This is a genomic window from Streptomyces sp. NBC_01515 (assembly GCF_045040345.1).
Lineage (GTDB): Bacteria > Actinomycetota > Actinomycetes > Streptomycetales > Streptomycetaceae > Streptomyces.
This window is the reverse complement of the sequence record NZ_CP109416.1, coordinates 8366467-8393133: the sequence shown is the minus strand read 5'-3', so window position 1 is coordinate 8393133 and position 26667 is coordinate 8366467. Positions and strand designations below refer to the sequence as shown.

Annotated in this window: 3 protein-coding genes (1 of these 3 only partly in view); 1 reads left to right on the top strand and 2 read right to left on the bottom strand. The window is 72.7% G+C overall.

What is annotated here, in order from left to right:
• Positions 1 to 71: 71 nt before the first annotated feature.
• On the top strand, positions 72 to 1601 hold the full coding sequence (locus tag OG407_RS37760; protein WP_405864207.1) for a helix-turn-helix domain-containing protein: 1530 nt from the start codon (positions 72 to 74) through the stop codon (positions 1599 to 1601).
• Between the two features lie 60 nt (positions 1602 to 1661).
• On the opposite strand, the gene OG407_RS37755 is transcribed toward OG407_RS37760, so the two are convergent.
• Both OG407_RS37755 and OG407_RS37750 read right to left on the bottom strand, forming a co-directional pair.
• Positions 1662 to 2888, bottom strand: coding sequence for a ricin-type beta-trefoil lectin domain protein (locus OG407_RS37755; protein ID WP_405864205.1), 1227 nt, complete (start codon positions 2886 to 2888; stop codon positions 1662 to 1664).
• Between the two features lie 37 nt (positions 2889 to 2925).
• On the bottom strand, positions 2926 to 26667 hold the 3' portion of the coding sequence (locus OG407_RS37750) for a hypothetical protein (RefSeq protein WP_405864203.1). The gene runs 12765 nt beyond the window's last position; the window shows 23742 of its 36507 coding nt (coding positions 12766–36507); its start codon lies off the right edge, out of view; it ends in the stop codon at positions 2926 to 2928.

The following is a 26667-nucleotide window of genomic DNA, read 5'->3' as shown; positions in this document are numbered from 1 at the left end:
CTGCTGACCGGTCGTCACCCGAATGGACCCCCCAGGAGGCGCCATCTCATATCTGAGATAACCTCGGCCTCATGGCAGACGACTACCTCGTACGTATCGGCAAGCTCATCCGTGACGCCCGGCAACATCGGGGCTGGACACAGACGCAGCTTGCCGAGGCGCTCGGCACCAGTCAGAGCGCCGTCAATCGCATCGAGCGCGGCAACCAAAACATCAGCCTTGAGATGATCGCTCGAATCGGTGAAGCCCTGGACAGCGAGATCGTCTCCCTGGGCTACGCCGGTCCGATGCATCTGCGGGTGGTCGGCGGGCGCCGGCTGTCCGGCGCGATCGATGTGAAGACCAGCAAGAACGCGTGCGTGGCACTGCTGTGCGCCTCACTCCTCAACAAGGGGCGCACGGTGCTGCGCCGGGTCGCGCGGATCGAGGAGGTGTACCGCCTTCTGGAGGTACTCGGCTCGATCGGCGTGCGCACCCGCTGGATCAACGACGGTGTCGACCTGGAGATCGTGCCGCCGGCCGAGCTGGACATGGAGTCGATCGACGCGCAGGCCGCCCGCCGGACCCGCTCGATCATCATGTTCCTCGGCCCGCTGCTGCACCGCATGGACAGCTTCAAGCTGCCGTACGCGGGCGGTTGCGACCTCGGCACGCGCACGATCGAGCCGCACATGATCGCGCTGCGCCGCTTCGGCCTGGACATCGCCGCGACCGAGGGTCTCTACCACGCGCAGGTCGACCGGTCCGTCTCCCCGGACCGGCCGATCGTGCTGACCGAGCGCGGCGACACCGTCACCGAGAACGCGCTGCTGGCCGCCGCCCGCCACGAGAGCGTCACGGTCATCCGCAACGCGTCCTCCAACTACATGGTCCAGGACCTCTGTTTCTTCCTGGAGGCGCTGGGCGTCAAGGTCGAGGGCATCGGCACCACGACGCTCACCGTGCACGGCGTGCCGACCATCGACGTCGATGTGGACTACTCCCCCTCCGAGGACCCGGTCGAGGCGATGAGCCTGCTGGCCGCCGCCGTCGTCACCGAGTCGGAGCTGACGGTCCGCCGGGTGCCCATCGAGTTCCTGGAGATCGAGCTCGCGGTCCTGGAGGAGATGGGCCTCGACCACGACCGCACGCCCGAGTACGTCGCGGACAACGGCCGTACGCGCCTGGTGGACCTCACGGTCCGGCCCTCCAAGCTGGAGGCGCCGATCGACAAGATCCACCCGATGCCGTTCCCCGGCCTGAACATCGACAACGTGCCGTTCTTCGCGGCGATCGCGGCGGTCGCGCAGGGGCAGACCCTCATCCACGACTGGGTCTACGACAACCGCGCGATCTACCTCACGGACCTCAACCGCCTCGGCGGCCGGCTCCAACTCCTCGACCCGCACCGGGTGTTGGTCGAGGGCCCGACCCGCTGGCGGGCCGCCGAGATGATGTGCCCGCCGGCGCTGCGGCCCGCGGTGGTCGTCCTGCTGGCGATGATGGCGGCGGAGGGCACGTCCGTACTGCGCAACGTCTATGTCATCAACCGCGGTTACGAGGATCTGGCGGAGCGGCTCAACTCGATCGGGGCGCAGATCGAGATCTTCCGGGACATCTGACGCGTATCACGGATGTCCGGGGTGCCGCCGTGCCTCACGGGTGCGGCGGCACCGGCGTGTTCAGCGGGTGCTCCACTTCTGGTTGTCCTGGCCGTTGCAGTCCCAGAGCTGGAGCCGGGTGCCGTTGCCGGTCTTCTGGTCCTTGACGTCCACGCACTTGTTGGCCTGCGGATTGACCAGGTCGTTGCTGGAGTTGAGGCGGAACTGCTGGGCCGGGTTGCCGCTGCACACCGCGATCTGGATCACCGCGCCGTTCGCCGACGAGCCCCAGGCGACGTCCATGCACAGGCCCATCGAGCGGATCGTGCCGTCCGAACGGAAGTCCCACTTCTGCCAGTTCTTGCCGGTGCAGCTGTTGATCTGCAGCGGCGAACCGTCGGCGCCCTTGTGACCCACCATCTCGATGCACTTGTTGGAGGCGTGGCCGTAGATGGTGGTGCCGGGCGCGGCGACCACCGTCTTGGTGGCCGTGACCTTGGTCGTGGTCGACTTCTTCGAACCCCCGCCGGAGGACGCCTTCTTGGGGGCCTCGGCGGAACTGCCCGCGATCACTCCGGCACCGGAACCGGCACCGGCGGCCGCGGCTCCCGCGCCCTTCTTCACCGTGTTGTTCTTGCCGCCGCTCGGGTGCGAGGGGGTCGGCTTCGGCGAGGTGGGGTCCGGGCTGGCCGAACCGTAGGCGCCGGCACCGATGTTCGTCGTCGCCCCGTTCAACACCGTTCCCGCGTCGGCCACTTGGTCCGACGACTTGGAGCCCGAGCCGGACTTGCCGAGCAGACCGGACACCAGGAACGGTACGCCGATCAGCAGCGCGCCGGCTATCGCGGCTCCGGCGAGGACTCCTCGGGAGGGACGGCCGAAGGCGGGGGCAGCGGCGGCGGTGTCCTCCCCCGCTTCCGAGCCGGCTCCGGCTCCAACTCCGTCTCCGGATCCGGCTGTTGCCGCTCCGGCCACGGCCTCGGGGCCCGGGTCGGGGTCGGGGTCGGCGTGGGTGTCGGGGGCGGCACCTTCGTCGGTGCCTGCGGCGGCTTCGTCGGTGCCTGCGGCGGCTTCCGCGGTGGGGAGTTGGGCCGCGGCGGCGGGCTGCGAGGGGGGCGTCAGTTCCGCTTCCGCCTTCGCCGCGGTCTCGGGGTCGCCGCCGGTGCGGGCGGCCGTCGCCTCCCCGCTGGTCGGCGGGAGTGCCGCCGCTTCGGTCTCGGGGGCGCCGCCCGCGGTGGTGTCCGGGGCCGGGGCGGGCTCCGTCCCGCCCGTCGCTGCCTGGTGCTGCGGGCTGTTCTTGCCGGACATGCTGTTCCTTCCAGAAAGGGGATCGGGTGACGACCGGTCAGTCGTCGTCCGGGGCGGGCGGGTTGATCGAGAACCGGTTGCCGTCAAAATACAAGGTCAGCGGGGTGCCGTCGGCCGGGCCGAAGCGTTGGGTGCGGTCGCCGGGACTGATCACCTGGACCGGGTGCCCGGTGTCCCGTACGACCAGTGCCGCCAGGGTGGCCACGTAGAAGGGGGTGTCGGGGCGGGCCAGTACCAGGGCGAGGCGGGCGGAGTCGTCCAGTCCGGCCTCCGCGACGGTCACCATGCCGTTCTGGAGGATCGCCTGGGCCCGCAACTCCTCGGTGAGGGCACCGATTTGCGCCAACGCGTCGGTCGACACCTCCGTGGCCGGGGCCGGGAACCTCGGGTCGTCGGGGGCACCGTGAGCCGCCACATCGGCCTGGACCCAGGCGAGCAGCGCGCCGTGCGGGTCCCGGGCCCGGGACCAGGTGGGGGCGGCGTCGGAGTCGGAGAGCAGCTGGGCGAGTGAGCGGGCGAAGGTCTCGGGGCGCTGCGCACGCGATACGGCGGGGCGGTGGCGCGCGTCGCCGGAGGCGTCACCGAGCTGGCCGCCCTGCCCGTGCTGGTCGGCCGGGTCGTCCTGGTCGTCTTCCGATTCCTCGTCGGTGTCGTTCTCGGCTCCGACCGGCTGGAACTCCGTTTCCTGGGGCGCCACTTGGGGCTCGGCCTCAGGGTCTGCCTGCGGGTCCTCCACCGGTTCGGCCGCCGGTTCGGCCGCCGGTCCCGCCTCGTTGCGGGCCGGTGTCGGGCGAGGCGTGCGGTGGGGCCAGGTGGCCGGGGTGGCGGCCAGGGAGCCCGTCGGCAGGGGGACCGTGCCGTCGCCTGCCTCCGCTCGCCGGGTCTCCAGGACGGTGACGACATCGGCGAGGTCCCGTTCCGCGTGGCGTTGCCGGGCCGCCTCCCTGGCCTGTACGGCGAGGGTGTCGGCGATCTCGCGCCGGAGGGCGTTGACCGCCTCCTGGGCCTCGTTCCGTGCGGTGATCGCCTGGTCGTGGCGTGCGGTGGCTCCGATGAGCGCCGCCCGGGCCGTGCGGTCCGCCGTGCTCGCCGTCGCGGCCGTGTCCCGGGCGTGGGTCAGGACGTCGGCGGCGTGGCGGGCCACGTCCTGGGCCAGGCCGAGCCGGTGCCTGGTGTCGCGGGCGGCGTGCTGGGCGGCGTCGACGGCGCGGTCGGCCGCCGCGGCCTCGATGTGTGTCTGGTCCAGCGTGGTGCGGGCCCTGTTCCGGCGTTCCTCGCGCCGGGCGAGGGAATCGAGGTCGTCCGAGCGGGAGTTGCCTTCGCCTCGGCGTGAACTCCCGGCCCGGGTCGACGAGTTGGCGGGACGTTGCCGCGCGGCCTCCTCCGCCTCCCGTACGGCCACCTCCGCCGCCGTCAGTTCTTCCTCCGCCGTCCGGACCGCGTCGCGGTACTCCCCCGCCACCCGGGTCGCTTCCGTCACGCGCTCGGTCTGACCCTGGAGATCCGTGGTCAACTGCGTTACACGGGCCCGCCGTTCCTGGTCGGTGCGTTCGGCGACCGGGACGGCCCGCTCGGCGGCGGTGAGTTCGGTGGCCGCGGTGTGCGCGGCGGCGCGGGTGTCGTCCCGGTCCAGCTCCGCCTGTCGCACCGGCGGCTCGGCCTCGTCCAACACGCGCTGGGCATCGTCCATGTGGTCCAGGAGCCGGCGCTCCTCCGTGTTCGCGGCGTGCTCCGCCCGCGCGGCCTCCTCCAGTGCGCGCACCTGATTCCGTACGGCCGTCCAACCGGCGTCGTGGAGCGCGTCGTCGCGGCCCACGCCGCTCGGGCCCGCTTCTCCCCGGCCCATGCCACGCCGGCGCATACCGCCCTGATCCGAGCTGCCCCGCACCGCGCTGCTCGGGCCCGCGCTGCTCGGACCCCTGTCGTCCAGTTCCTCGTCACCCCGCTCGTCCGCCTCCTGTGTCCCCTCCGGGTCCCCGTTGCCGTCGAACCGCCGGAACCGCACGCCCTCGCCGTCCCGCAGCGCGAGCTCGACCGGCCGCCGTAGCAACGCGGCCGCGCCCGAGGCGGCGTACAGGGCGCGGGCCGTCTGGTTCGCGGTGCCGTCGGTGGCCAGCCACAGCTGGAGCATGGTGTCGGCGGGCGGGGCCGGGTGTGCCCGGATGCCGTCGACCGTCAGGGTCGGGAGGTCGCGGAAGGAGATCCTGCGCCAGTCGCGGAGGGCCTCGTCCGCGGGGGCGGTCGGTGCCTGGGCGTCGGCCGCCTCGCGGATCAGGGACGCGCCGTCGTACACGCCCGGGTCCGTGCGGCCCGGGGTGACGCCGTGGCCCAGGAGGTCGCGCTCCAGGGGGCGCAGCCGGACCGTGCCGGAGACGTACCGGGTGCCGTGCGGGCCGTGGACGGTGACGAAGGCGTCGGCGAGGATCTCGTGGCTGCGGGTGCCGCGGGAGTCCTCCGGGGTGGAGGTGTTGCCGTGCTTGAGCCACTCGCGGCGGGTGCCCGCGACGGCCGCGCCCGTGCCGGGGTCCTGGGCAGGGCGGGCCAGGACCGGCGCGGTGAAGCCGAGGAGTTGGCGGTTGGAGTCGTGGAGGCTGAAGGCGCCCTGTGCCGAGAGGCTGCCGGTGAGGCCCGCGTGCGAGGCGGAGCCCGCGCCGACCGTGCTGAGCCGGACCCGGTCGATGGTCACGTCGCCGGTGTCGGTCTCCCGGCGCGGCCGGTACAGCTGCACGGAGAGCCGGGGCGGGGTGTCGGGGTCGCCCTGGAACGGGTAGGCGCCCGGCATCGTGGTCGTGATGCCGGCGGGACGGCGCGGGTGGTCCAGCTCGATCGTGCCCGCCTGGAGGAGTTCGCCGACCCGTACGGCGGTGGCGTCCGCGGAGTCGGAGGCGGCGAGCCGCCGCCAGGAGCGGGTGAGGGCGGGGGCGGGGGCCACCTCGGCGAGCGCGGCGGCGAGTTCGGTGCCCGCGTCGAAGGAGAAGACCGGTGCGGGGCCGCCCGGCGTGAAGCGGTGTCCGGTCGGCGTCGGCGGTTCCGCCGACCGCCTCACCGGCACCCGTGCGTCGGGCCGGGCGGGGCCGGTGGCCTCGCTGCCGGTGAAGCGGAGCGCGGCGGCGGTGTACACGGTGCTGGTCCGCGGCCGGCGGCCGAGGAAGAGGTGGGCGATGCGCTGGGCGAGCGGGGTGTCCGCGTCGGTCAGGCTGAGCACGCCGTGCTGGAGGACGCTGCCCGGCAGGTCCACCAGCCAGTCGACGGTCAGTGAGGACCGTACGGTGGCGACGACCCGGTACGGAACGCCGTCGAAGTCGGCGACGTTGTCGGTGCGCAGCCAGTGCCGGTCCTCGGCGGCCCGGGTGACCCGCGCCGAGTTGCCGCGCACGGTGTCGGCGCCGAGCAGTGCGGCGGCCCGGTCGGTGCGGGGGCCGCCGGTGGGCCTCGGGAGCCGGGTCTGGAGCTGGGCGAACACGGAGTGCCGGGTGCTGTGGGAGGTCCGGTCGGTCACCGCGGACGGGGTGTGGCCGAGGTACTGCTCGATACCGGCGCCCTGTGCCCCGTCGTGGCCGCGCACCTGTCGCAGCTCGTGGTCGTCGGCGTCCGGCTCGGCGGCGAGCGTGACCTCGACGAGGCGGGCGCCGCCGTAGCCGACGTGGCGGAAGCGGAAGCGCTGCACGCGGCCGGGGCCCCGGCCGGCCAGGGTGCGCAGGCCGGCCGTGGAGGTGAGGTCGGCGATGCGGGTGTCGACGCCGGAGAGGTACGACGCGTGGCCCGGGCGGGTCGTGCCGGGGGCCTCCGCCTCGACGAGGGCGACGAGTCGTTGGCGCAACAGGTCGGGGCGGTGCACGGTGCGGGTGGCGTCGGTGTACTGGTCCATCGCCTGGACGCTGCCGAGGCCCACCTCGCGGGAGGCGATGAAGCGGCGCGGCAGCGGCACGGAGCGCGGTGTCGCCGCGGGCATGGTGAGACCGGGCACGGTCGCGAACCAGGCGGGGTGGCGGCGGATCTGGGCCGGGCTGACCAAGAACCGTACGGCGTCCGGGAGTTCGACCGCCACCGTCACGGCGCGGCCCTCGCCCTGCCCGATCGCGTTGCCCACGGCGTTGCGGGTGCCGCGGCGGAACGTGACCAGCAGGAGCGCGTCGGCCGTGACGCGGTGCTGGGCGCCGCCCTCGGTGGCCGTGCGGTGCACGACCGTCGAGGAGGCGAGCGCCCGCCCCTTCTCGCCGCGGGTGGTGCGGGTGTAGCGGCCGGAGGGGTTGAAGGTCGCGCCGCGGGACGCGGAACCGGTCGTGGAGCCGCTGCCCTCCTGCTGTGCCGGTTCGTCGGCGCGGCGTCGCATGCCACCGTCACCGAGGCCGCCGACGTCGCCGTCGTTGCCCGCGGCCTGGTCGGAGCCCGGAGTCTGGGCCGAGGAGCTGTTGCGGACCGCGGTGAAGCCGCCCGCCCACTGCGCGGCGCCGGCCACCCCGCGCTGCTGCCCGGCGCCGTCGCCGGCGTTGAGCCCGGTCTCGAAGTACTGCGTGATCTCGGCCGACGCCCGCGGCCTGCGCAGGGTGCCGCGGATCTCCACCGACAGCACCTCGTCCGCGGCGAGTCCGGGCAGGGTGAGCCCCTCGATCACGTAGGCGCCCTTGAGCACCTGGTGGCCGCGGGCCAGCAGGGCGGCGGGGCTGCGGGCGGCGCTGAGCATCTCCGCCGTCACCGTGGTCGGATCGGTGGCCGCGGCACCGGCCAGCGACTCGCCGACGGCACGTCCGACACGCGCCACCGGAGCGGGAGTCAGGCCCGCGACCGTGTCCCGTACGCCGTCCATCAGGCCGCGTGCCGGATGCCCCTGGTAGGTGTTGCCGAGGACCGCGCGGAACGCGTCGTCGAGCGCGGCCGACGCCCGGAACACCTCCACCATCGAGTCGTCGGGGAGCGGCACCGAGCCGGGCAGCGGGGTGCCGTGCTCGTCGGTCGGATCGAGCGCCGTGTGGTCGGCGTCGTCGGCGGCCCGCACGGTGTGCGCGGGGGGCGGAGCCGGGACGGCCTCGTCGGCGGGCAGCGTACGGAACGTCGGCACCGCCAGCTTCAGCATCCCCCGCACCCGGTCCGGCGGCGGCGGCGCGGGCGGGTCGTTCGGGCCGGGCGCCGGGGCGCCGTGCGGGTCGTACGGCCGCACGGCCGCCAGGGGCGCGAACCGCACCAGGGACTCCTCCCCCGGGCCCTCGTACAGGTCGAGCGCGAAGGCGGCGGGCACCTCGAACACCTCGCTGCGCTGTCCCTCCCCGGTGCCCTGGAACTGCTGGTCGTGCCCGAGGGACAACTGCACACTGTTGTCGTGCTGCACCTGGTGGGAGCGCACGTAGTCGGCGGTACCGCCGAGGGTCCACGCGCCGTCGCGCACCGGTATGCCGAGCGAACCGCCGGCGCCGTACGACACCCCGTACTGCGAGCCGTTCTGGTCGGTGGCGACCGTCGACAGCGAGACCAGGCCGATGGTCTCCACGTGCGGCAGCACCGTGGTGTGCCTGCTCTCGCCCGCGCCGCGCTCCGCACTGAGCACCAGCCGCACCCGGCGGCTGCCGGTCAGGGTCGGGATCTCCAGGAAGAGCGAGTGGCCGCCGTCCAGCATGGCGTCCGTCGCGGCCCGCAGCCCGATCTGCGACCGGGTCTGCTCGAACCGGCGCAGGTTGTCCAACTGGGCCTGCACCAGCGCCTCGTCGGGCAGCACCCGGTTGCGGACGTTGGTGTCGGCGGGCAGGAAGCCCTCGTCGCGCAGCCAGTTCTCGGCGGGCACGAAGAGGCGTTCGGCGTCCTCCACGGCCAACGGTGTCGCGCTGGCGCCGATCGACCGCAGATGCTCCAACTCCGCCGGGAGCCGCCGCAGTTCCTCCGCCGACGGGACATGACCCCGGGCGTCCTCGGCGGCCATCACCCGCAGTTGCATCCCGGCCCGCCACGCGCCCGGCTCGAAGACGTCCCGCCCGCCGCCCGGCCGGTGGAACACCAGCGTGTGCTCCACCGAGGCCGGCGCCAGCAGGTGACTCCGCTTGGTGCGCACCTCGTGCATCAGCGCCGCGCCGGCGCTCTGGTTCAGCGCGTCGCTCGTCCCCGCCTGGACCGAGACCCGCCCCAGCACACCGCCGCCGACCCGCCGCGTCGCCGCCGGGTGGCCCTCGCTGTGGTCGCCGGTGAGCGCCGGGCCGACGCTCCCGAACAGGGACGCGCCGCTGCTGAACTTCGACTGGACGTCGAGCTTCACCGACTGCGTGAGGTGGCTCTCCAGGTTGACCTTCCCGGCGACGGTCTGCCGCAGCGGATCGCCCACGTCCACGTCGGTCAGCAACTGGAACATGCCGAGCGCGCGCCCCGACGTGTCGAGCAGCACCGGCGAGAAGACGCCCCTCTCCCGCTGCATCGGCAGGGTGCCCCGCAGCAACGGCTCCGACAGGAACGTCTCCAGCTCCGCCCGGGAGTCCTTGCCCAACCCCGCCAGCTGGGTGCTGAAGTTCTGCAGCGCCTCCGCGAGCAGCCGCCCCGGCTCCGCCACCGTGTCCACGCCCCAGATCGGCAGCACGCCCAGACCCGCCGCCGCCGGAAGCTCCCCGTCCTCGTCCCGCGCCAGATGCTGCGGGAACCAGAGGGTCACCGGCCCGTGCGACTGCTCCGGCGACCAGTTGACGGGCGCGGCCAGCGCGGGAGTGTCGACCCGTACCTCCCACACGGCGGTGAAGTCGTACGGTTCTGACGGCTCGTTGCTGCGCTGTGCCGTCGTCGACGTCACCACCGACGCCACCGACGCGCTCGACGAGAGCTGGTTCAAGGTCAGCGCGAGGGTCACCGCGGCATCGACACCGCGCACCGGGATCGCCCTGCCCACCGGGAACAACGCGGTCCAAGGCAGCATCACCGTACGGATGTTGCCGGACACCTCCGACGACACGGACTCCTGCGAACCGATGCCGCGCCGCTCCACCCGTACGTCCCGCTCGGCACCCTCGGCCTGCCCGTACCGGGCCGCCGCCCGCGGGTTCGAGAGCCCCATCCGCAGGTCCACGTCCCGCTCCCGGCCGTCCACGGTCACCCTGACCCGGAACCCCAGACTCCCGCGCAGATACGGCAGGTTGAGCACCAGCGCCTCGGCACTCGCCACCGTCCGCAACTGCTCCCGCACCGGGTGCGTGTCCGGCGCGTCCCCCAGCCCGAGCGCCGTCATCACCTGCTGGTGCAGCCCGCTCACGACGTCCGCCGACAGCGGTTCGAGGAGCACCAGGCCTACGTTGCCGTCCTGTTGGGAGCCGTAGTCGAGGACGTACGTCGAAGAGGGCGCCGCCACCGGGGCGTTGGAGGTGGGCCAGGTGAGGGGGGTGTCGGTGGGGATGGGGGTGGTGTCGGGGTTCTGGGTCGGGGTGGTCTCGTCCTGGCCTGTGTGGTCGTGGAGTTGGGGGCCGGCCGCGGTGACGCTCTCGATGGTGCGGAGGTAGCGGTGCGGGATGTGGACGGGGGTTTGGGTGGTGGCCATGAGGCCGGTCGTCCGGACGGTGGTGCTGTTGGGGTGGTTGCGCAACAGGAAGTCGTTGTCGCGCTGTTCGTCGGGCAGACCGAGGTAGTGCAGGACTTCGTGGAGAAGGTCCTCGTCGGAGTGGCTGGCGTCGAGGTGGAGTTGGTCGGCGCGGCCCGGGTTCTCGGTGTCGGTGAGGGTGATGGTCTCGGGGTGGGCCGGGTCGCTGATCAGGTTGAGGTTGACGTGGAGCTGGTCGCGTGAACTGGGCAGTGCCAGACCGGAGTTGAGGTGCGTGTCCAGCAGACCACTGATGCGCTCGTTGAGCTGCCGGGTGAGGTCCGGGTCGGTCGCGGTGACCGGAAGGTTGAGCGTGTAGTCCCGAACCCACTGGCCGTTGGGGGCCTGGATACGACGGACCTGCGTACGGATGAGGGTCGTCGCACCGCTAAGCGCGCCTGGGCGGGGCGAGTTGGCCTGGTCCGCGTGCGGATCGAACCGCTCGGTCGAGTGCACGGCCGGACGGGCATACGGACGCAGGCCGTGCCAGGAGTCCTTCGACGCCGGGTCGACGACACGGGACGCGGGCCGGTCGTCATCGGCGTCCCGGGTCGGCGCGGGACGGTAACGCCCGTCCGGCTGAACGCTGTTGGCGTCTCCGGGACCCCGAGGCGCCTGGGACGTGGTGATGCTCGCGTTCGCGGCGCTCGCGCTGTAGTGGTTCAGGCCCGTGTAATGGACCTCCAGCGCCGGGGTGTTGGTCGTCGGACCGTAGCGCAGGACGATGCCGCGGGGGCCGCCGGTCGCGGTGGTGCCGGCGAGCGGGTCGGAGGTCGGCTGGAAGACGTGGATCGGGGCGTCGAGGGTGTCGGCGAGCAGCGGCAGGAAGGTGTCGCCGATCGGGTTGGCCCACGCGTTCGACCAGTCGCCCACCGCGCTGCCGAGCATGTTCGCCTCGTCCGGGCTGAGCGCGGCGGTGCTGCGGTGGTAACCGGCGATCAGCAGCGACCGGCGCTCGTCCGTGGTCATGGTGGCGAGGGTCGGCAGGCCGTTCACCGCACGGAGATAGGCGAACATCCGGCGGTTGCTGGGCGCGGGGCCGGTCAGCGCGGGCGGTGCGCCCGGCGCCGAGACGGCCTGCAGATAGCGGGTCTGGAGGTCGACCGGGTCGAGGTCCTCGGCGTGGGTCACGCCCTGGATGCCGTAGCGGGCCAGTTCGTTGTCGATCTGGGCGGCGGGCATGTTCTGGACCGCCGCGGTGAAGGGGGTGACGAGGACGCCGCGGAGCTGGCCGAGGACCTGCGGCGGGAGGGGTCGGCTGCCGTTCTGTGCGGCGGCCAGCCGGGCCAGCACCAGGTTCTGCAACTCCTGCCGTGCGGCCCGCAGTTGATTGGATCTCCGGTCGTTGGACTGCGGGTTCTGCGCCATCGTCGTGAGGGCACGTTGTACGTCGTCGGGCCGGGCGAGCCAGGCGGCGGTGGCCGGGGCGAGGGCCGGGACGGTGCCGGTGGCGGCGGCCTGCTGGAGGCGGGTGCGGACCAGGTGGGGCGCGCTGCCGATGACGGCGTAGAGGAGGCAGTTGCCGTCGCCGGGGGTCTGGACGGCGTTGCCGGTGGGGTCGACGTAGGGGGTCAGGGGGGTCGCGGGGGCGGTGGTCGTGCCGGGCGGCGAGGTCGTGACCTTGGCCTTGCCCTTGCCCTTGTCGAGGCCTGTGGTCTTGCCGGTGTCCTTGCTCGTGCCCGTGGTCTTGCCGGTGCTGGTGGTCTTGCTCGTGTTCTTGTCGGCGGCCGGCTTCTTGTCCTTGCCCGTCTTATCCGTCTTATCCGTCTTATCCGTCTGGGCGTTGCTCGTACCGGACTTGGGCGGCCCGCTCTTCTTCGGCTGCGGTTTCGTCGTGGTCGTGGTCGTGGTCCCGGCGTTGGTGGTACCGGCGTTGGTCGCGGGCGCCGGGGTGTGGGTCTGGCCGCCGGCCGGAAGGGGCGCGGCGCGGCCGTCGGGGGCGGGCCAGCGGGGCGGGGTCGTGGCGAAGGTCGTACGCAGGGACTGTTCAGGGGTCGGGGCACTGTCCTGGACGTCGCTGGACAGACCCGGCAGCGCGGCGGTCGCCGACATCTGATCCGCCGCGGCCTGCAACTGCGCGGTGACGGCGGCGGCGACCAGCCCGTTGCGGCGGGCGACTTCGGTCTCGGCCGCGGTCACCCGGCCCTGGGCTGCGGTCTCGTTGCGCTGGGCGACCCGCAGTCTGCCGGCCGCGTCGACCTCGGCTGCCGCTGCCTCCTGCGCCTCCTCAACGGCCTCCTCGTGGTTGTCCTCCTCCTGGCTGATGCGGGCCGGGCCGACGTCGACGATGTGCTCGGCCCGCGCCAGTACCGGCCGGGCGGCGGTGAGCGCGGTGGTGGCCTGCTGGATCGCGTTGTCGGCGGCGGTGATCGCCGGGAGCACGGCCTGGACACGCGGGTCGCCGGCGACATCGGCCGCAGGGGTGTGGGAGCGCGGGGTACCGGGTGCGACGGGAGCGGGGGCAGGGGTGGCACTCAACTGCCCGTTCTGCGCGCCCTGTTGAGCGGCGGCCCGTGCCGCGGCGGCACGCTCTTCGCGCACCGTGTGCTCGGCCTGCGTCAGCGCGGCCAGCGCCGTCAGGAGGTCGCGACGCCCCTTGGTCTCGTCGCGCTCGTGCCGCTCGATGACCGACGGCAAGGTGGTGACGGTGTTGCGGGCCTCCGCGAGATCCCGCTTCAGCCGCGCGACGAGCGCCTCGGCCTCGCGCGCGGCCTCGGCGGTGTCGGCTGCCTCCTGCTGCGCCTCCGCGTGGGCGTCGGTCGCGTTCTTGACCGCGACTTGCGCCTTCCTGTGGGCTGCTACGGCGGCTGTGTGCGCCCGGTTGGCCTGCTGGAGGGCGCCGGTGAGGAGGTTCAGCCGCTGCGGGGTGTCGGCGAGGGTGTCGGTGGCGGTGTGCAGGAGCTCGGCCTGGGCGTCGAAGGCGTTCCACGCGGTGGTGAGATCGGGGTCATCGGTGACAAGGGCGCCCTCGGGGGTGAACTCCCAGCGGCGGATGCCCTGCGGGTCACGGGTCATCAACTCCAGCGGGCGGTTCCCGAGCACGGCGGTGCGGGACGCTGCGTAGAGCGCCTGGCCGAGGTGTTCGCCCTGCGGGTCCGCGCCGAGAGCCACCCAGACCTGAACACCGTGACTGCCCGTCGGGATCGCGGAGTTGAGGCGCTCGGGAAGCGTGTGCGGCTCGGCCGTGGCCCAGTCGGGGACGAGCGCGGGCAGGTCGTGGAGGTTCGGCGGGGTCTCGGCCGGGGTGAGGAGTCCGTGGCCTAGGAGGTCGCGTTCCTCGATGCGGAGGGTGACGGTGCCGGTGACGTGACGGGTGCCTTCCGGTCCCTCGACGAGCAGGTGGGCATCGGCGTCGACGACGTAACTCCGCGTCCCCCGCGCCCCGTTGGCGGGCGCGGCGGTGCTGCCGGACTTCAGCCAGTCACGGCGGCTGCCGGTGGTGGTGCCGCCGAAGGTCGACGGCTGGGTCTGCCGCTGGAGGAGCGGGACGCTGATCCCGGCGATCTCGTGGTTGTCGTCGTCACCACTGAGAAGTTCCGTGAACGAGGTCGCGAGGGAGTGGTCGGCACCGGCCGCGGTGCTCACCGTGTCGGTGGTGTTGTGGAGTTGGTCGAGGGTGACGTCGTCGGCATGGGTGGAACGGCGCGGGTTGTAGAGCGTGACCGCGATCGACGGGGCCTGGTCGGGTGCCCCTTCGAAGGGCGCGGTGCCGGGCATCTTGCGGGTGAGGTCGGCGGCCAGCCGGGGACGGTCGAGGGAGACCCGCCCGGCCTGGATCAACTGGCCGAGCCGGACGGCCTGTCCCTCCACCGAGACGGACGTGATCTGTGAATGCCAGCCTCGACCGCCGCGCGGGGCAACGTCGTTGAGCGCCGTCTCCAAGTGCGCCCAGCCGTCGAAGTGGAACGCCGGGGTCGGTCCCACCGGGTGGAACATCTGCGCGTCTGCGAGATATGGCCCGGCGGCGGGACCGGCCGGCCGCACGGTGTTGCGCGGGTCGGCGCCGGAGACGACGGACGGGGCGTTCACCGGAACCGGGCCGCCGACACCGGGCAGGGCGGTCTCGGTGCCGGTGAACCGCAGCGTGAGCCGGACCGGGACGGTGCTGGTGCGCGGGTTGCCCCGGGCCATCAGTTCGTCTATCCAGCGGCTTACGTCGCCGTCCGCGTCGGACCACGCGATGACGCCGTTCTGGATGAGACCGCCGATGACGTTCGGCGGCCAGTCGGTGACCAGCGCGGAGCGGACGGACAACTCGTAGTCGTACAACAGGCCGTCGAAATCAGCCCCGTTGTCGGTGCGCAACCAGAAGCGGTTGTCGGCGGTGGTGGCCCGCCGGGCGGAGATGCTGGTGGCCGCCTGCGGGGTGAACACGGGCGCGGCGCGGTCCGTCCTGGCCGGGTCCGGGCCCTGGTTGGGTCGGAGGTAGCGCGTGGTCAGGGTGACCGGGAGCTGCTTCTGCCGGACCGAGGCGCGGGTGGTGGTGCGGCCGGCGGAGGTGTGCGACTGCCACTGTTCGAGGCCCGAACCGGGCGTCGAGGAACCCCGGATGCCGGCCAGGTTCTGGGTCCGCCGGGGCCGTGCCGTGAGCGTGACCTCGACCAGCCGCTCACCGCCGTAACCGTGGTGACGGAAGTGGAAGCGGGTGGTCGCCCGGCGCGGAGTGCCGTCCGGGCCGCGCCCGGGCAGCGAACGTAGTCCGGCGGACGAGGTGAGCTGCGCGATCCGGCTGTGCACGCCCTGCTGGTAGCCGGAGTGCCCCGGCGTGACCGCTCCGGGTGCCTCGGCCTCCACCAGCGCAAGCAGCTCGCGCCCGATCAGCCCGCGCCGTTCCCTCGGGTTGACCGGCGCCAGCGGGATCTGCCCGGCGGCGGGCCCGGTCGTGGGGACGGGGGCGGCGACGGGCCGGTCGTACTCGATGACCGACAGGACACCGCCGAGGCCCAGTTCCCGGTTACGGGTGTACGGCGCCGGGAGGGCCACCGTCAACGCCGGTGCGGGCGCCGGGGTGAGACCGGTCACCGAGCCCATCCACCGTGCGTCACGGGCGAGTTGGCCCTGGGTCATGAGGAACTGGAGGCCGTCCGGGACGTCCACGGCGAAGGTGACGGGGTCGACCGTGCCGGGTTCGCCGACGCCGTTGAGCAGGGTGCGGGAACCCGCGCGGACCGTGACGAGGTAGGTGACGTCGGCGACCACCCGGTGCAGGGTGCCGCTCTCGGTGGGGGTGCGGTTGACGCCGGTACTGGCGGAGAGGGTGTCCGCGGTGTCGGTGCGCGCGACATAGCCGAGCCGTGCCGACGGGTTGAAGAGGCCCTTGTACGACTTGCCGCTGGTCTGGCTGGTGGAGACCGAACCGTCCGACTCCGGACCGGTGTTGCCCTGCCCGGCCGGCTGCGGGGGCGGGTTCTGGGTGACCACCCCGCTACCACCGAACTGGTGCGACTTTCCCAGGGACTTGAGCTGTTGCGCGTTGTCGGTGGCCGAGACGCCCGTCTCCAGGTACTGCCGGGTGGTGTCCAGCAGCCGGGGCCGGTGCGCGACGGCTTGGATCTCCAGGGAGTACTGGCCGTCGGCGACCGTCCCCGGAAGGCTCAGGCCCTCAACTACATAGGAGTTCTTGAACAGTTCGTGCCCGTGCGCGACGAGGCTGCCCGGCGTGATCGCCGCGTGCCGGGTCTCGGTGGCACGCGTCCTGCTGTCCGTGAGCCCGTGCCCGGCGAGCGGGGAGATGCCGTCGCGGGCGGGCGGAGCGGGGGCGGTACCCGGGGCTGCACCGGTGGTCGCCGGGACCGTACCGGTGGTCGCGGGGGCGGTGACCGGGAGGATCGGGCCGGTGGCCGGGGTGGTGGGCGTCGCCGCCTGGGCCTGGTTGCGGATGACCGTGGCGGCCCGCTGGAAGACCGACTCGATGGCGGCGGAGCCGCGCACGGTGTCGATCAGCGCGTCGTCCGGTATCCGCACCAGTTCCGGGCGCGGGGTGCCGGTGGCATCGGTCGCGTCGAGCCGCGCCCTGTCGACCGCGCTGGGCCGGCGCGGCGCCCCGTCGGCCCGTCCGGCACGCGGCGCGGGGGTCGCCGAAGGCGCCTGCGTACGACCGTGCGGTACGGCCAGCCGCAGTGAACCGGTGACCGTCGTCGACGGTGGGACGGGCGGCGCGGGGGCAACAGGCGGCGCACCGGTGACAGTTGGGGCCGGAGCGGCGGCCGGGGCCGGGGCGAGGGCCTGGTTCACGTTCCGCCCGAACCGCTCACTCGGCTGGTCGCTGTCGTCCGCGTACAGGTCCAGGGCCAACCGCACCGGCACCCTGAACTCGTGACTGTCCTGACCGGTGCCGATGTAGAACTGGTCGTGCGAGGTCGCGCCGCCCACGGTGTCGCCGTGGGTGACCTGGTGGCCGTACTGATAGTCGGCCCCGAACCCGATCGACCCCCAACTCCCCAGCGGCCCACTGACGCTGGCCATCGGCCCGAGCGCGCCGCCGTACGACTCACCGCGCTGCTCGGCGTCGCTGCCCGCCATCTGGGCCAGGCCCATGACCTGGATGCCCGGCAGGACCAGGTGATGGGTGCTGGCCTGCCCGGCGTCCCGGTCGGCGGAGAGGAGCAGCCGGACGCGGCGGACGCCGGTGTCGGTGCTGTTCGGCACCTCGAAGTGCAGGGAGTGTCCGCCGTCGACCATCGCGTCGGTCGCGGCGCGCAGCCCGGTGCGGGAGCGGGCCTCGCGCAGTCGGCGCAGGTTGTTGAGCTGGGCGTGCAGCCGGATCTGGTGCTCGGGCTCGTGGTTGCGTACGGCCTGCTTCAGCCGCGCGCCAACTCCCTTGGGGGCCGGGGCCGTTGGGCTCGGCGGCAGGAAGCCCTCGCAGCGCAGCCACGCCTCGGCCTCGTCGAACAGTCCGTCCGTACCGGTGACGTCGAGCGGGGCCGCGCTCAGCCCGATGCCGTCCAACCGCTCCAGGGAGTCAGGGAGTTCGCGCGTCTCGGCGGCGGTCGGCGTGTGCCCGGTCGCGTCCGCCTTGCTCAGGACCCGTAGATCCATGCCGTGCGTCTGGGTGAGCGCCGGGGCCCTCGTCTCGGTGCCGTCGGGCCGGATCAGGGTGACCTGGTAGGTGACACCGGACGGGGTGAGGAGATGACCGCGGTTGGTGCGGATCGCGTGCATCGTGCCCGCGGAACTGCTCGCGCTGTACGTGTTGGTGACGGTCGCCTGCGTCTGCCCGCGCAGGCCGAGACTGCCGCCGATGGTGCTGGAGGCGTCCGGATGGCCTTGGCCGTGGTCACCGGTGAGAGCGGCGGCGCCACTTCCGCTGACCCCGATACCGCTGGTGTACCGCGAAGAGAGGTCCACCTTCGCGGTGTTGACCAGGTGACTTTCGAGGTTGATCTGACCCGGGGTGCTCTGCCGCAACGGCGTGCCGACGGCGGGCGTGGTGACCAGACGCAGCATGCCGACCGCGTTGCCGTCGGCGTCGGTGATCACCGGCGAGTAGATCCCGCCGTCCACCTGCATGGGCAACGTGCCCCGCAGCACCTGCTCGGACAGGAAGTCCGAGACCTGCCCGGCCGCGGTGTCGTCCAGATCCGCGTGGAACCTCTGGTGGACGTGCTCGTACAGCGCCCGGGGATCGATCACCGAATCGACACCGTAGAGCGGGAGATCGGCCATCGCGGCGGGCGCGGGCAGCGAACCCGGCGCCGGATCGGCGGTGGTGAGGTGCCGGGGGAACCAGATCGTGGTGGGCCCGTGGGACTCCGCCACGCCCCACCCGTCCGGTGCCGGGGTGGTCGTGGTGGTGGGTGCGGTGATGGGTGCAGTGACGGCGGGCGCGTCGACACGTACCCGCCACCGGGTGGTGAACTCCACAGGATCCGAGGGCTCGTTGGAGCGCTGGGAGGACGTGGTCTGGACGGCCTGGGTGACGGTCGTCGCGTCGCTGGCCTGGTTGTGCGTGATCGCCGCCGTCAGCGATCCGTCTACGGCCCGCACCGCCGTCGGCGCGGTGATCGGCCACGAGCCGGTCCACGGCACCTGGAACGTCCGGTACGTACCCGAAGGCTGACTGGAGAAGTTCTCCCGCGTACCGAACCCGCGCCGCTCGACGTGCTTGTCCGCGTCACGCGGGTCGAAACGCCCCTGCCGCAACGACGCCCGCGCATCGGAGAGCGTCAGCTGAACATCGACCGTACGATCACGGCCACCGACCCGGACGGTGATGCGGAGCCCGCCGTTCGAGCGCAGATACGGCAGTTGGAGCGCGAGATTCTCCCGGCTCAGCTCGCCCCGCACCTGCTCGCGCACCGCCTCGGGCGGGTTGTCGGCATCCAGCCCGAGCGCCTCGTAGACCTGCCCGTGCAGCCCCGCGATCACCTCGTCGGAGAACGGCTCCGCGTACACCAGCCCGACGGTCCCGTCGGGAAGCGCGCCGTAGGAGGTCACGTAGGTGGACGGGAGTTGGACCTGCGCGGGTGGCTGTGCGGTCGGGGCGTGGGAGGTGGGCCAGGTGAGCGGGGCGTCCGTGGGGATGGGCGTGGTGTCGGGGTCGCGGACAGGCGTCGTCTCGTCCTGGCCTGTGTGGTCGTGGAGTTGAGGGCCGGCGGCGGTGACGTCCTCGATGGTGCGGAGGTAGCGGTGCGGGATGTGGACGGGGGTCTGGGTGGTGGCCATGAGGCCGGTCGTCCGGACGGTGGTGCTGTTGGGGTGGTTGCGCAACAGGAAGTCGTTGTCGCGCTGTTCGTCCGGCAGACCGAGGTAGTGCAGGACCTCGTGCAGCAGATCCTCGTCGGAATGGCCAAGGTCCAGGTGGAGTTGGTCCGCGCGGCCCGGGTTCTCGGTGTCGGTGAGGGTGATCGTCTCGGGGTGGGCCGGGTCCGCGATCAGGTTGAGGTTGATGTGGAGCTGGTCGCGTGAACTGGGCAGCGCCAGACCGGAGTTGAGGTGCGTGTCCAGCAGACCACTGATGCGCTCGTTGAGCTGCCGGGTGAGGTCCGGGTCGGTCGTGGTGACCGGAAGGTTGAGCGTGTAGTCCCGTATCCACTGGCCGTTGGGGGCTTGGATACGACGGACCTGCGTACGGATGAGAGTCGTCGCACCGCTGAGCGCGCCGGGCCGGGGCGAGTTGCTCTGATTCGCGTGCGGATCGAACCGCTCCGTCGAGTGCACGGCGGGACGGGCATACGGGCGCAGGCCGTGCCAGGAGTCCTTCGGCGCCGGATCGGCGACACGGGACGCGGGCCGGTCCTCGTCGCTGCTGCGGGTCGGCGCGGGACGATAACGCCCCTCCGGCTCAAGGCTGTTGGCGTCCTCAGGACCCCGGGGCGCGTTCGACGGGGTGATGTTCGCCGGGTTGGCGGTCGCCGGGTTGGTGCCGGTGTTCGCGTCACTCGCGCTGTAGTGGTTCAGGCCCGTGTAGTGGACCTCCAGCGCCGGGGTGTTGGTGGTCGTCGGGCCGTAGCGCAGCACGACGCCCTGGGGACCGGTGGGCGTGTTGGTCACCGGCTGGAAGACGTGGATCGGGGCGTCGAGGGTGTCGGCGAGCAGCGGCAGGAAGGTGTCGCCGACCGGGTTCGCCCACGCGTCCGACCAGTCGCGCACCGCGTCGTCGAGCGCGTCCGCCTCGTACTCGGTGAGTGCGGCGGTGCTGCGGTGGTAGCCGGCGATCAGCAGCGACCGGCGCTCGTCGGGCGTCATGGTGGTGAGCGTCGGCAGCGCGTTCGCCGCACGGAGATAGGCGAACATCCGGCGGTTGCTGGGCGCGGGACCGGTCAGCGCGGGCGGGGCGCCCGGCGCCGAGACGGCCTGCAGATAGCGGGTCTGGAGGTCGACCGGGTCCAGGTCCTCGGCGTGGGTCACACCCTGGATGCCGTACTCGGCCAGTTGGGCGTCGACGTCGACGAGGGGCGCGCTCTCCACCCGTGTCGCGAACTCACCGGCGAGGACGCCCCGGAGCTGGCCGAGCACCTGCGGCGGGAGCGGCCGGCTGCCGTCGCCCGCCGCCGCCAGCCGGGCCAGCACCAGGTCCTGCAACCCCCGCCGTGCGGCCCGCAGATGACCTGATCCCCGGTTGGTGGTCTGCGGGTTACCCGTCAGTGTCGTGAGGGTCTGCCATACGTCATTGGGCCGGGCGAGCCAGCCGGCGGTGGCCGGGGCGAGGGCCGGGACGGTGCCGGTGGCGGCGGCCTGCTGGAGCCGGGTGCGGACCAGGTGGGGCGCGCTGCCGATGACGGCGTACAGGAGACAGTTGCCGTCACCGGGGGTCGGGACGGCGTTGCCCGTGGAGTCGACGTACGGGGACAGCGGGGCGGCCGGGGTCGTGCCGGGCGGCGGGGGCGACTGTACGAGCGGGGACTTGCCCTTGGCCTTGCCGTTGTCGACGCCCTTGCCCTTGTCAACGCCCGTGCTCTTGCCGGTGACCGGCTTCTTGCCCTTGTCGGTCTTGCCGTCGCTCGTACCGGACTTGGCCGGCCCGGTCTTCTTCGGCTGCTGTTTCGCCGACTTCGTCGTGGTCGTCGTGGTCGTCGTGGGGTTCGTCCCCGTGGTGCCGGTGGTGGCCGCGGGCGGCGGGGTGTGGGTCTGGCCGCCGGCCGGGAGCGGGGCGGCCGGGCCGTCGGGGGCTGGCCAGCGGGGCGGGGTGGTGGCGAAGGTCGTACGCAGGGACTGTTCAGGGGTCGGGGCACTGTCCTGGACGTCGCTGGACAGACCCGGCAACGCTGTGGTCGCCGACATCTGATCCGCCGCGGCCTGCACCTGCGCGGCGACGACGGCGACGATCTCCGCGTCGCGGTTGGCGACCTCGGTCCGGGCCTCGGTCACCCGGCCCTGGGCGACGGTCTCGTTCTTCGTGGCGACCCGAAGGTTGCCGGCCCGAAGAGCCGCGGCCTTCGCGTCCTCCCGCGCCTCCTCCACGGCGTCCTTGTGGTTCTCTTCCTCCTGGCTGATGCGGGCCGGGCCGACGTCGACGATGTGCTCCGCCCGCGCCAGCGCCGGCCGGGCGGCGGTGAGCGCGGTGGTGGCCTGCTGGATCGCGTTGTCGGCGGCGGTGATCGCCGGGAGCACCGCCTGGACACGCGGATCGGCGGCGACATCGGCCGCAGGGGTGTGGGAGCGCGGGACACCGGTTGCAACGGGGGCGGGTGCGGGTGCGGGAGTAGCACTCAACTGCCCGGTCTTAGCAGCCTGTTGAGCCGCAGCCCGTGCAGCGGCGGCGCGCTCTTCGCGCACCGTGCTCTCCGCCCGCGTCAGCGCAGCGAGCGCCGTCTGAAGATCGTGGCGGCCCTTGGTCTCGTCCCGCTCGTGGCGCTCGATGACCGACGGCAAGGTGGCGGCGGTCCTTTGGGCCTCCGCGAAGTCCCGCTTCAGCCGTGCGACCAACTCCTCGGCCTCACGCGCGGCCTCGGCGGACTCGGCGGCCGTCTCCACCGCCGCCTCGTGGGCGGTCCTCGCATGCGTGACCGCGAGCCGCGCCTTCCCATGGGCTGCTACGGCGGCCGTGTACACCCCGTTGGCCTCCCGACGGGCAGCGAAACGGAGGTTCAGCTGCTGCGGGGTGTCGGCGAGGGTGTCGGTGGCGGTGTGCAGCAGTTCGGCCTGGGCGTCGAAGGCGTTCCACGCGGTGGACAGGTCGGGGTCGGCCGTGACGAGGGCACCGTCGGGGTTGAACTCCCAGCGGCGGATGCCCTGCGGGTCACGGGTCATCAACTCCAGCGGGCGATTGCCGAGCACGGCCGTACGCGAGGCCATATAGAGGGCCTGGCCCAGGTGTTCACCCTGCGGGTCCGCACCGAGAGCCACCCAGACCTGAACACCGTGACTGCCTGCGGGGATCGCCGAGTTGAGGCGCTCGGGCAGCGTGTGCGGCTCCGCTGTGGCCCAGTCGGGGACGAGCGCGGGCAGGTCATGGACGTTCGGCGGGGACTCGGCCGGAGCGAGCAGACCATGGCCGAGCAGGTCACGCTCCTCGATGCGGAGGGTGACAGTGCCGGTGACGTGACGGGTGCCTTCGGGTCCCTCCACGAGCAGGTGGGCGTCGGCGTCGACGACGTAACTCCGTGTCCCCCGCGCCCCGTTGGCGGGCGCTGACGTGCTGCCGGACTTCAGCCAGTCGCGGCGACTGCCGGTGGTCGTGCCACCGAAGGTCGACGGCTGGGTCTGCCGCTGGGCGAGGGGGACGCTGATCCCGGCGATCTCGTGGTTGTCGTCGTCACCGCTCAGGAGCTGCGTGAACGAGGTGGCCAAGGAGTGGTCGGCACCGGCCGCGGTGCTCACCGTGTCGGTGGTGTTGTGGAGTTGGTCGAGGGTGACGTCGTCGGCGTGAGTGGAGCGGCGCGGGTTGTAGAGCGTGACCGCGATCGAGGGAGGCTGATCCGGCGCTCCCTCGAAAGGTGTGGTGCCGGGCATCTTGCGGGTGAGGTCCGCCGCCATCCGAGGCCGGTCGAGGGACACCCGCCCGGCCTGGATCAACTGGCCGAGCCGGACGGCCTGGCCCTCCACCGACACCGAGGTGATCTGAGCGTGCCAGCCTCGACCGCCGCGCGGGGCAACGTCGTTGAGGGCCGTCTCCAGATGCGCCCAGCCGTCGAAATGGAACGCCGGGGTCGGCCCCACAGGGTGGAACATCTGCGCGTCGGCGAGATACGCGGTGGCGGGCGTGCCGGGCAGCGCCCTGTTGCGCGGGTCGACGGCGGAGACGACCGACGGGGCGGTCACCGTGGGCTGCGGTACGGGTGCGTTGGTCTCGGTGCCGGTGAACCGCAGCGCCAGACTGACCGGGACGGAGCTGGTGCGCGGGTTGCCCCGGGCCATCAACTCGTCTATCCACTGGCGTACGTCACCGTCCGCGTCCGCCCACGCGATGACACCGTTCTGGATGAGACCGCCGACGACGTTCGGCGGCCAGTCCGTCACCAGAGCGGAACGAACCGACAGGTCGTAGTCGTACAACAGGCCGTCGAAATCAGCCCCGTTGTCGGTACGCAGCCAGAACCGGTTGTCCGCCGTGGTCGCCCGCCGGGCCGAGATGCTGGAGGCCGCCTGCGGGGTGAACACCGGCGCCGAACGGTCCGTCCTGGCCGGGTCGGGGCCCTGGTTCGGACGGGGATAGCGGGTGGCCAGCGTGACCGGGAGCTGCGTCTGCCGGACCGTGGCACGGGTGGTGGTGCGGCCCGCCGAGGTGTGCGACTGCCACTGTTCGAGGCCCGAGCCCGGGGTCGAGAGACCCAGTACGCCGGCCAGGTTCTGGGTCGGCCGAGGCCTCGCCGTCAGCGTGACCTCGACCAACCGCTCACCGCCGTAACCGTGGTGACGGAAGTGGAAGCGGGTGGTGGCCCGGCGCGGAGTGCCGTCCGGGCCGCGTCCGGGCAGCGAGCGGAGTCCGGCGGTCGAGGTGAGTTGCGCGATCCGGCTGTGCACACCGGGCTGGTAACCGGAGTGCCCGGGGGTGAACGATCCGGGTGCCTCGGCCTCGACCAGTGTCATCAGCTCGCGCCTGACCTGGCCGCGTCGCTCCCTCGGGTTGACCGGCGCCAACTGGATCTGGCCGGCGACCGGTGCGGGGGCCGGGGGCCGCTGGAACTCGGTGACCGAGAGGACGCCGCCGAGGCCCAGTTGCCGGTTGCGCACGTACGCCGCCGGCAGCGGAGCGTGGCCCTGGACGGGCGCCGGGGTGAGACCGGTCACCGAGCCCATCCACCGTGCGTCGCGGTCGAGTTGACCCTGGGTCATGAGGAACTGGACCCCGTCCGGGACGTCCACCGCGAAGGTGACCGGCTCGACCGTGCCGGGCTCGCCGACCCCGTTGAGGAGCGTGCGGGAGCCCGCGCGGACCGTGACCACGTAGGTGACATCGGCGACCACCCGGTGCAGGGTGCCGCTCTCAGTGGGGGTGCGGTTGACGCCCGTACTGGCGGAGAGCGTGTCGGCGGTGTCGGTACGGGACACCTTGCCGAACCGTACCGACGGGTTGAACTGGTCCTTGTCCGGCTTGCCCGCGCTCTGGCTGGTGGAGACCGAACCGTCCGACTCCGGACCGGTGTTGCCCTGCCCCGCCGACTTGGCGGGCGGGTTCTGGGTCACCACGCCGGTGCCGCCCGACTGGTTCGACTTCCCGAGGGACTTGAGCTGCTGGGCACTGTCGGTGGCCGAGACACCCGTCTCCAGGTACTGCCGGGTCGTGTCCAGCAGCCGGGGCCGGTGCGCGATCGCCTGGATCTCCAGCGAGTACTGCCCGTCCGCGACCGTGCCCGGCAGACTCAGGCCCTCAACTACGTAGGAGTTCTTGAACAGTTCGTGCCCGTGCGCGACAAGACTGCCCGGCGTGATCGCGGCGTGCCGGGTCTCTGCGGCACGCGTCCTGCGGTCCGTCAGCCCGTGCCCGGCGAGCGGGGAGACGCCGTCGCGCGCGGGCGAGGCGGGGGCGGGAGCCGTACCGGTGGTCGCGGGGGCGGTGACCGGGAGGATCGGGCCCGTACCGGTGGTCGCGGGTGGCGTCGGCTGGGCCTGGTTGCGGATGACCGTGGCGGCCCGCTGGAAGACCGACTCGATGGCGGCGGAGCCGCGCACGGTGTCGATCAGGGCGTCGTCCGGTATGCGCACCAGTTCCGGGCGCGGGGCACCGGTGGTGGCGTCGGTCCCGTCGAGCCGGGCCTGGTCGACCCGGTTGGTGGGGCGCGGCGCACCGTCGGCCCGGGGCGCGGGCGACGCGGGGGTCGCCGAGGGCGCGTGCGTACGACCGTTCGGCACCGCCAGCCGCAGCGAACCGGAGACCGTCGTCGGCGGTGCGACGGCGGGGGCACCGGGGACAGTTGGGGCCGCCGCCTGGTTGACGTTCCGCCCGAACCGCTCGGTCGGCGCATCCGTGTCGTCCGCGTACAGGTCGAGGGCCAACCGCACCGGTACGTCGAACTCGTGGCTGTCCTGGTTGGTGGCGATGAAGAACTGGTCGTGCCCGGTCGCGCCGCCCACGGTGTCGCCGTGGGTCACCTGGTGGCCGCGTTGGTAGTCGCCCCCGAACCCGATGGACCCCCACTTGCGCAGCGGCCCGCTGACACTCGCCATCGGCCCGAGCGCACCGCCGTACGACTCACCGCGCTGCTCGGCGTCGCTGCCCGCCATCTGGGCGAGACCCATGACCTGAATACCCGGCAGCACCAGGCGATGAGTGCTGGCCTGCCCGGCGTCCCGGTCGGCGGAGAGGAGCAGCCGGACCCGGCGGACGCCCGTGTCGGTGGTGTTGGGCACCTCGAAGTGCAGGGCGTGCCCGCCGTCGACCATCGCGTCGGTCGCGGCACGCAATCCGGTACGGGACCGGGCCTCGCTGAGCCGACGCAGGTTGTTGAGCTGCGCGTGCAGCCGGATCTGGTGCTCGGGCTCGTGGCTCCGCACCACGCCGTGAGCGGACGGCAGGAAGCCTTCGTCGCGCAGCCATGTCTCGGCCTCGTCGAACATGTCGTTCGTGCCGATGACGTCGAGCGGGGCCGCGCTCAGCCCAATGCCGTCCAACCGCTCCAGGGAGTCCGGAAGTTCACGCGTCTCGGCAGCGGTCGGCCGGTGCCCCGTGGCGTCCGTCTTGCTCAGGACCCGCAGGTCCATGCCGTGCGTCTGGGTGAGCGCAGGCGCCGCCGTCTCGGTGCCGTCGGGCCGGATCAGCGTGGCCTGATAGGTGACGCCGGAGGGGGTGAGGAGATGGCCGCGGTTGGTGCGGATGGCGTGCATCGTCCCGGCGGAACTGCTCGCGCTGTACGTGTTGGTGACCGTCGCCTGCGCCTGGCCGCGCACACCGAGGCTGCCGCCGATGACGCTCGACGCGTTCGGGTGTCCCTGGCTGTGATCGCCGGTGAGGGCGGCGGCAGCGCTGCCGCTGAGACCGATGCCGCTGGTGTACTTCGAGGAGAGGTCCACCTTCGCGGTGTTGACCAGATGGCTCTCCAGGTTGATCTGCCCCGGAGTGCTCTGCCGCAACGGCGTGCCCACGGCAGGCGTGGTGACCAGACGCAGCATGCCGACCGCGTTGCCGTCGGCGTCGGTGATCACGGGCGAGTAGATCCCGCCGTCGATCTGCATGGGCAACGTGCCGCGCAGCACCTGCTCCGAGAGGAAGTCCGAGACCTGCCCGGCCGCGGTGTCGTCCAGATCGGCGTGGAACGTCTGGTGCACATGCTCGTACAACGCCCTCGGGTCGATCACCGAATCGACACCGTAGAGCGGGAGATCGGTCGGCGCGGCGGGGGCGGGCAGCGACCCCTGAGC

Coding starts and splice junctions, on each gene's coding strand:
- OG407_RS37755 (WP_405864205.1), bottom strand. CDS start 2,888: ATGTCCGGCAAGAACAGCCCGCAGCACCAGGCAGCGACGGGCGGGACG.
- OG407_RS37760 (WP_405864207.1), top strand. CDS start 72: ATGGCAGACGACTACCTCGTACGTATCGGCAAGCTCATCCGTGACGCC.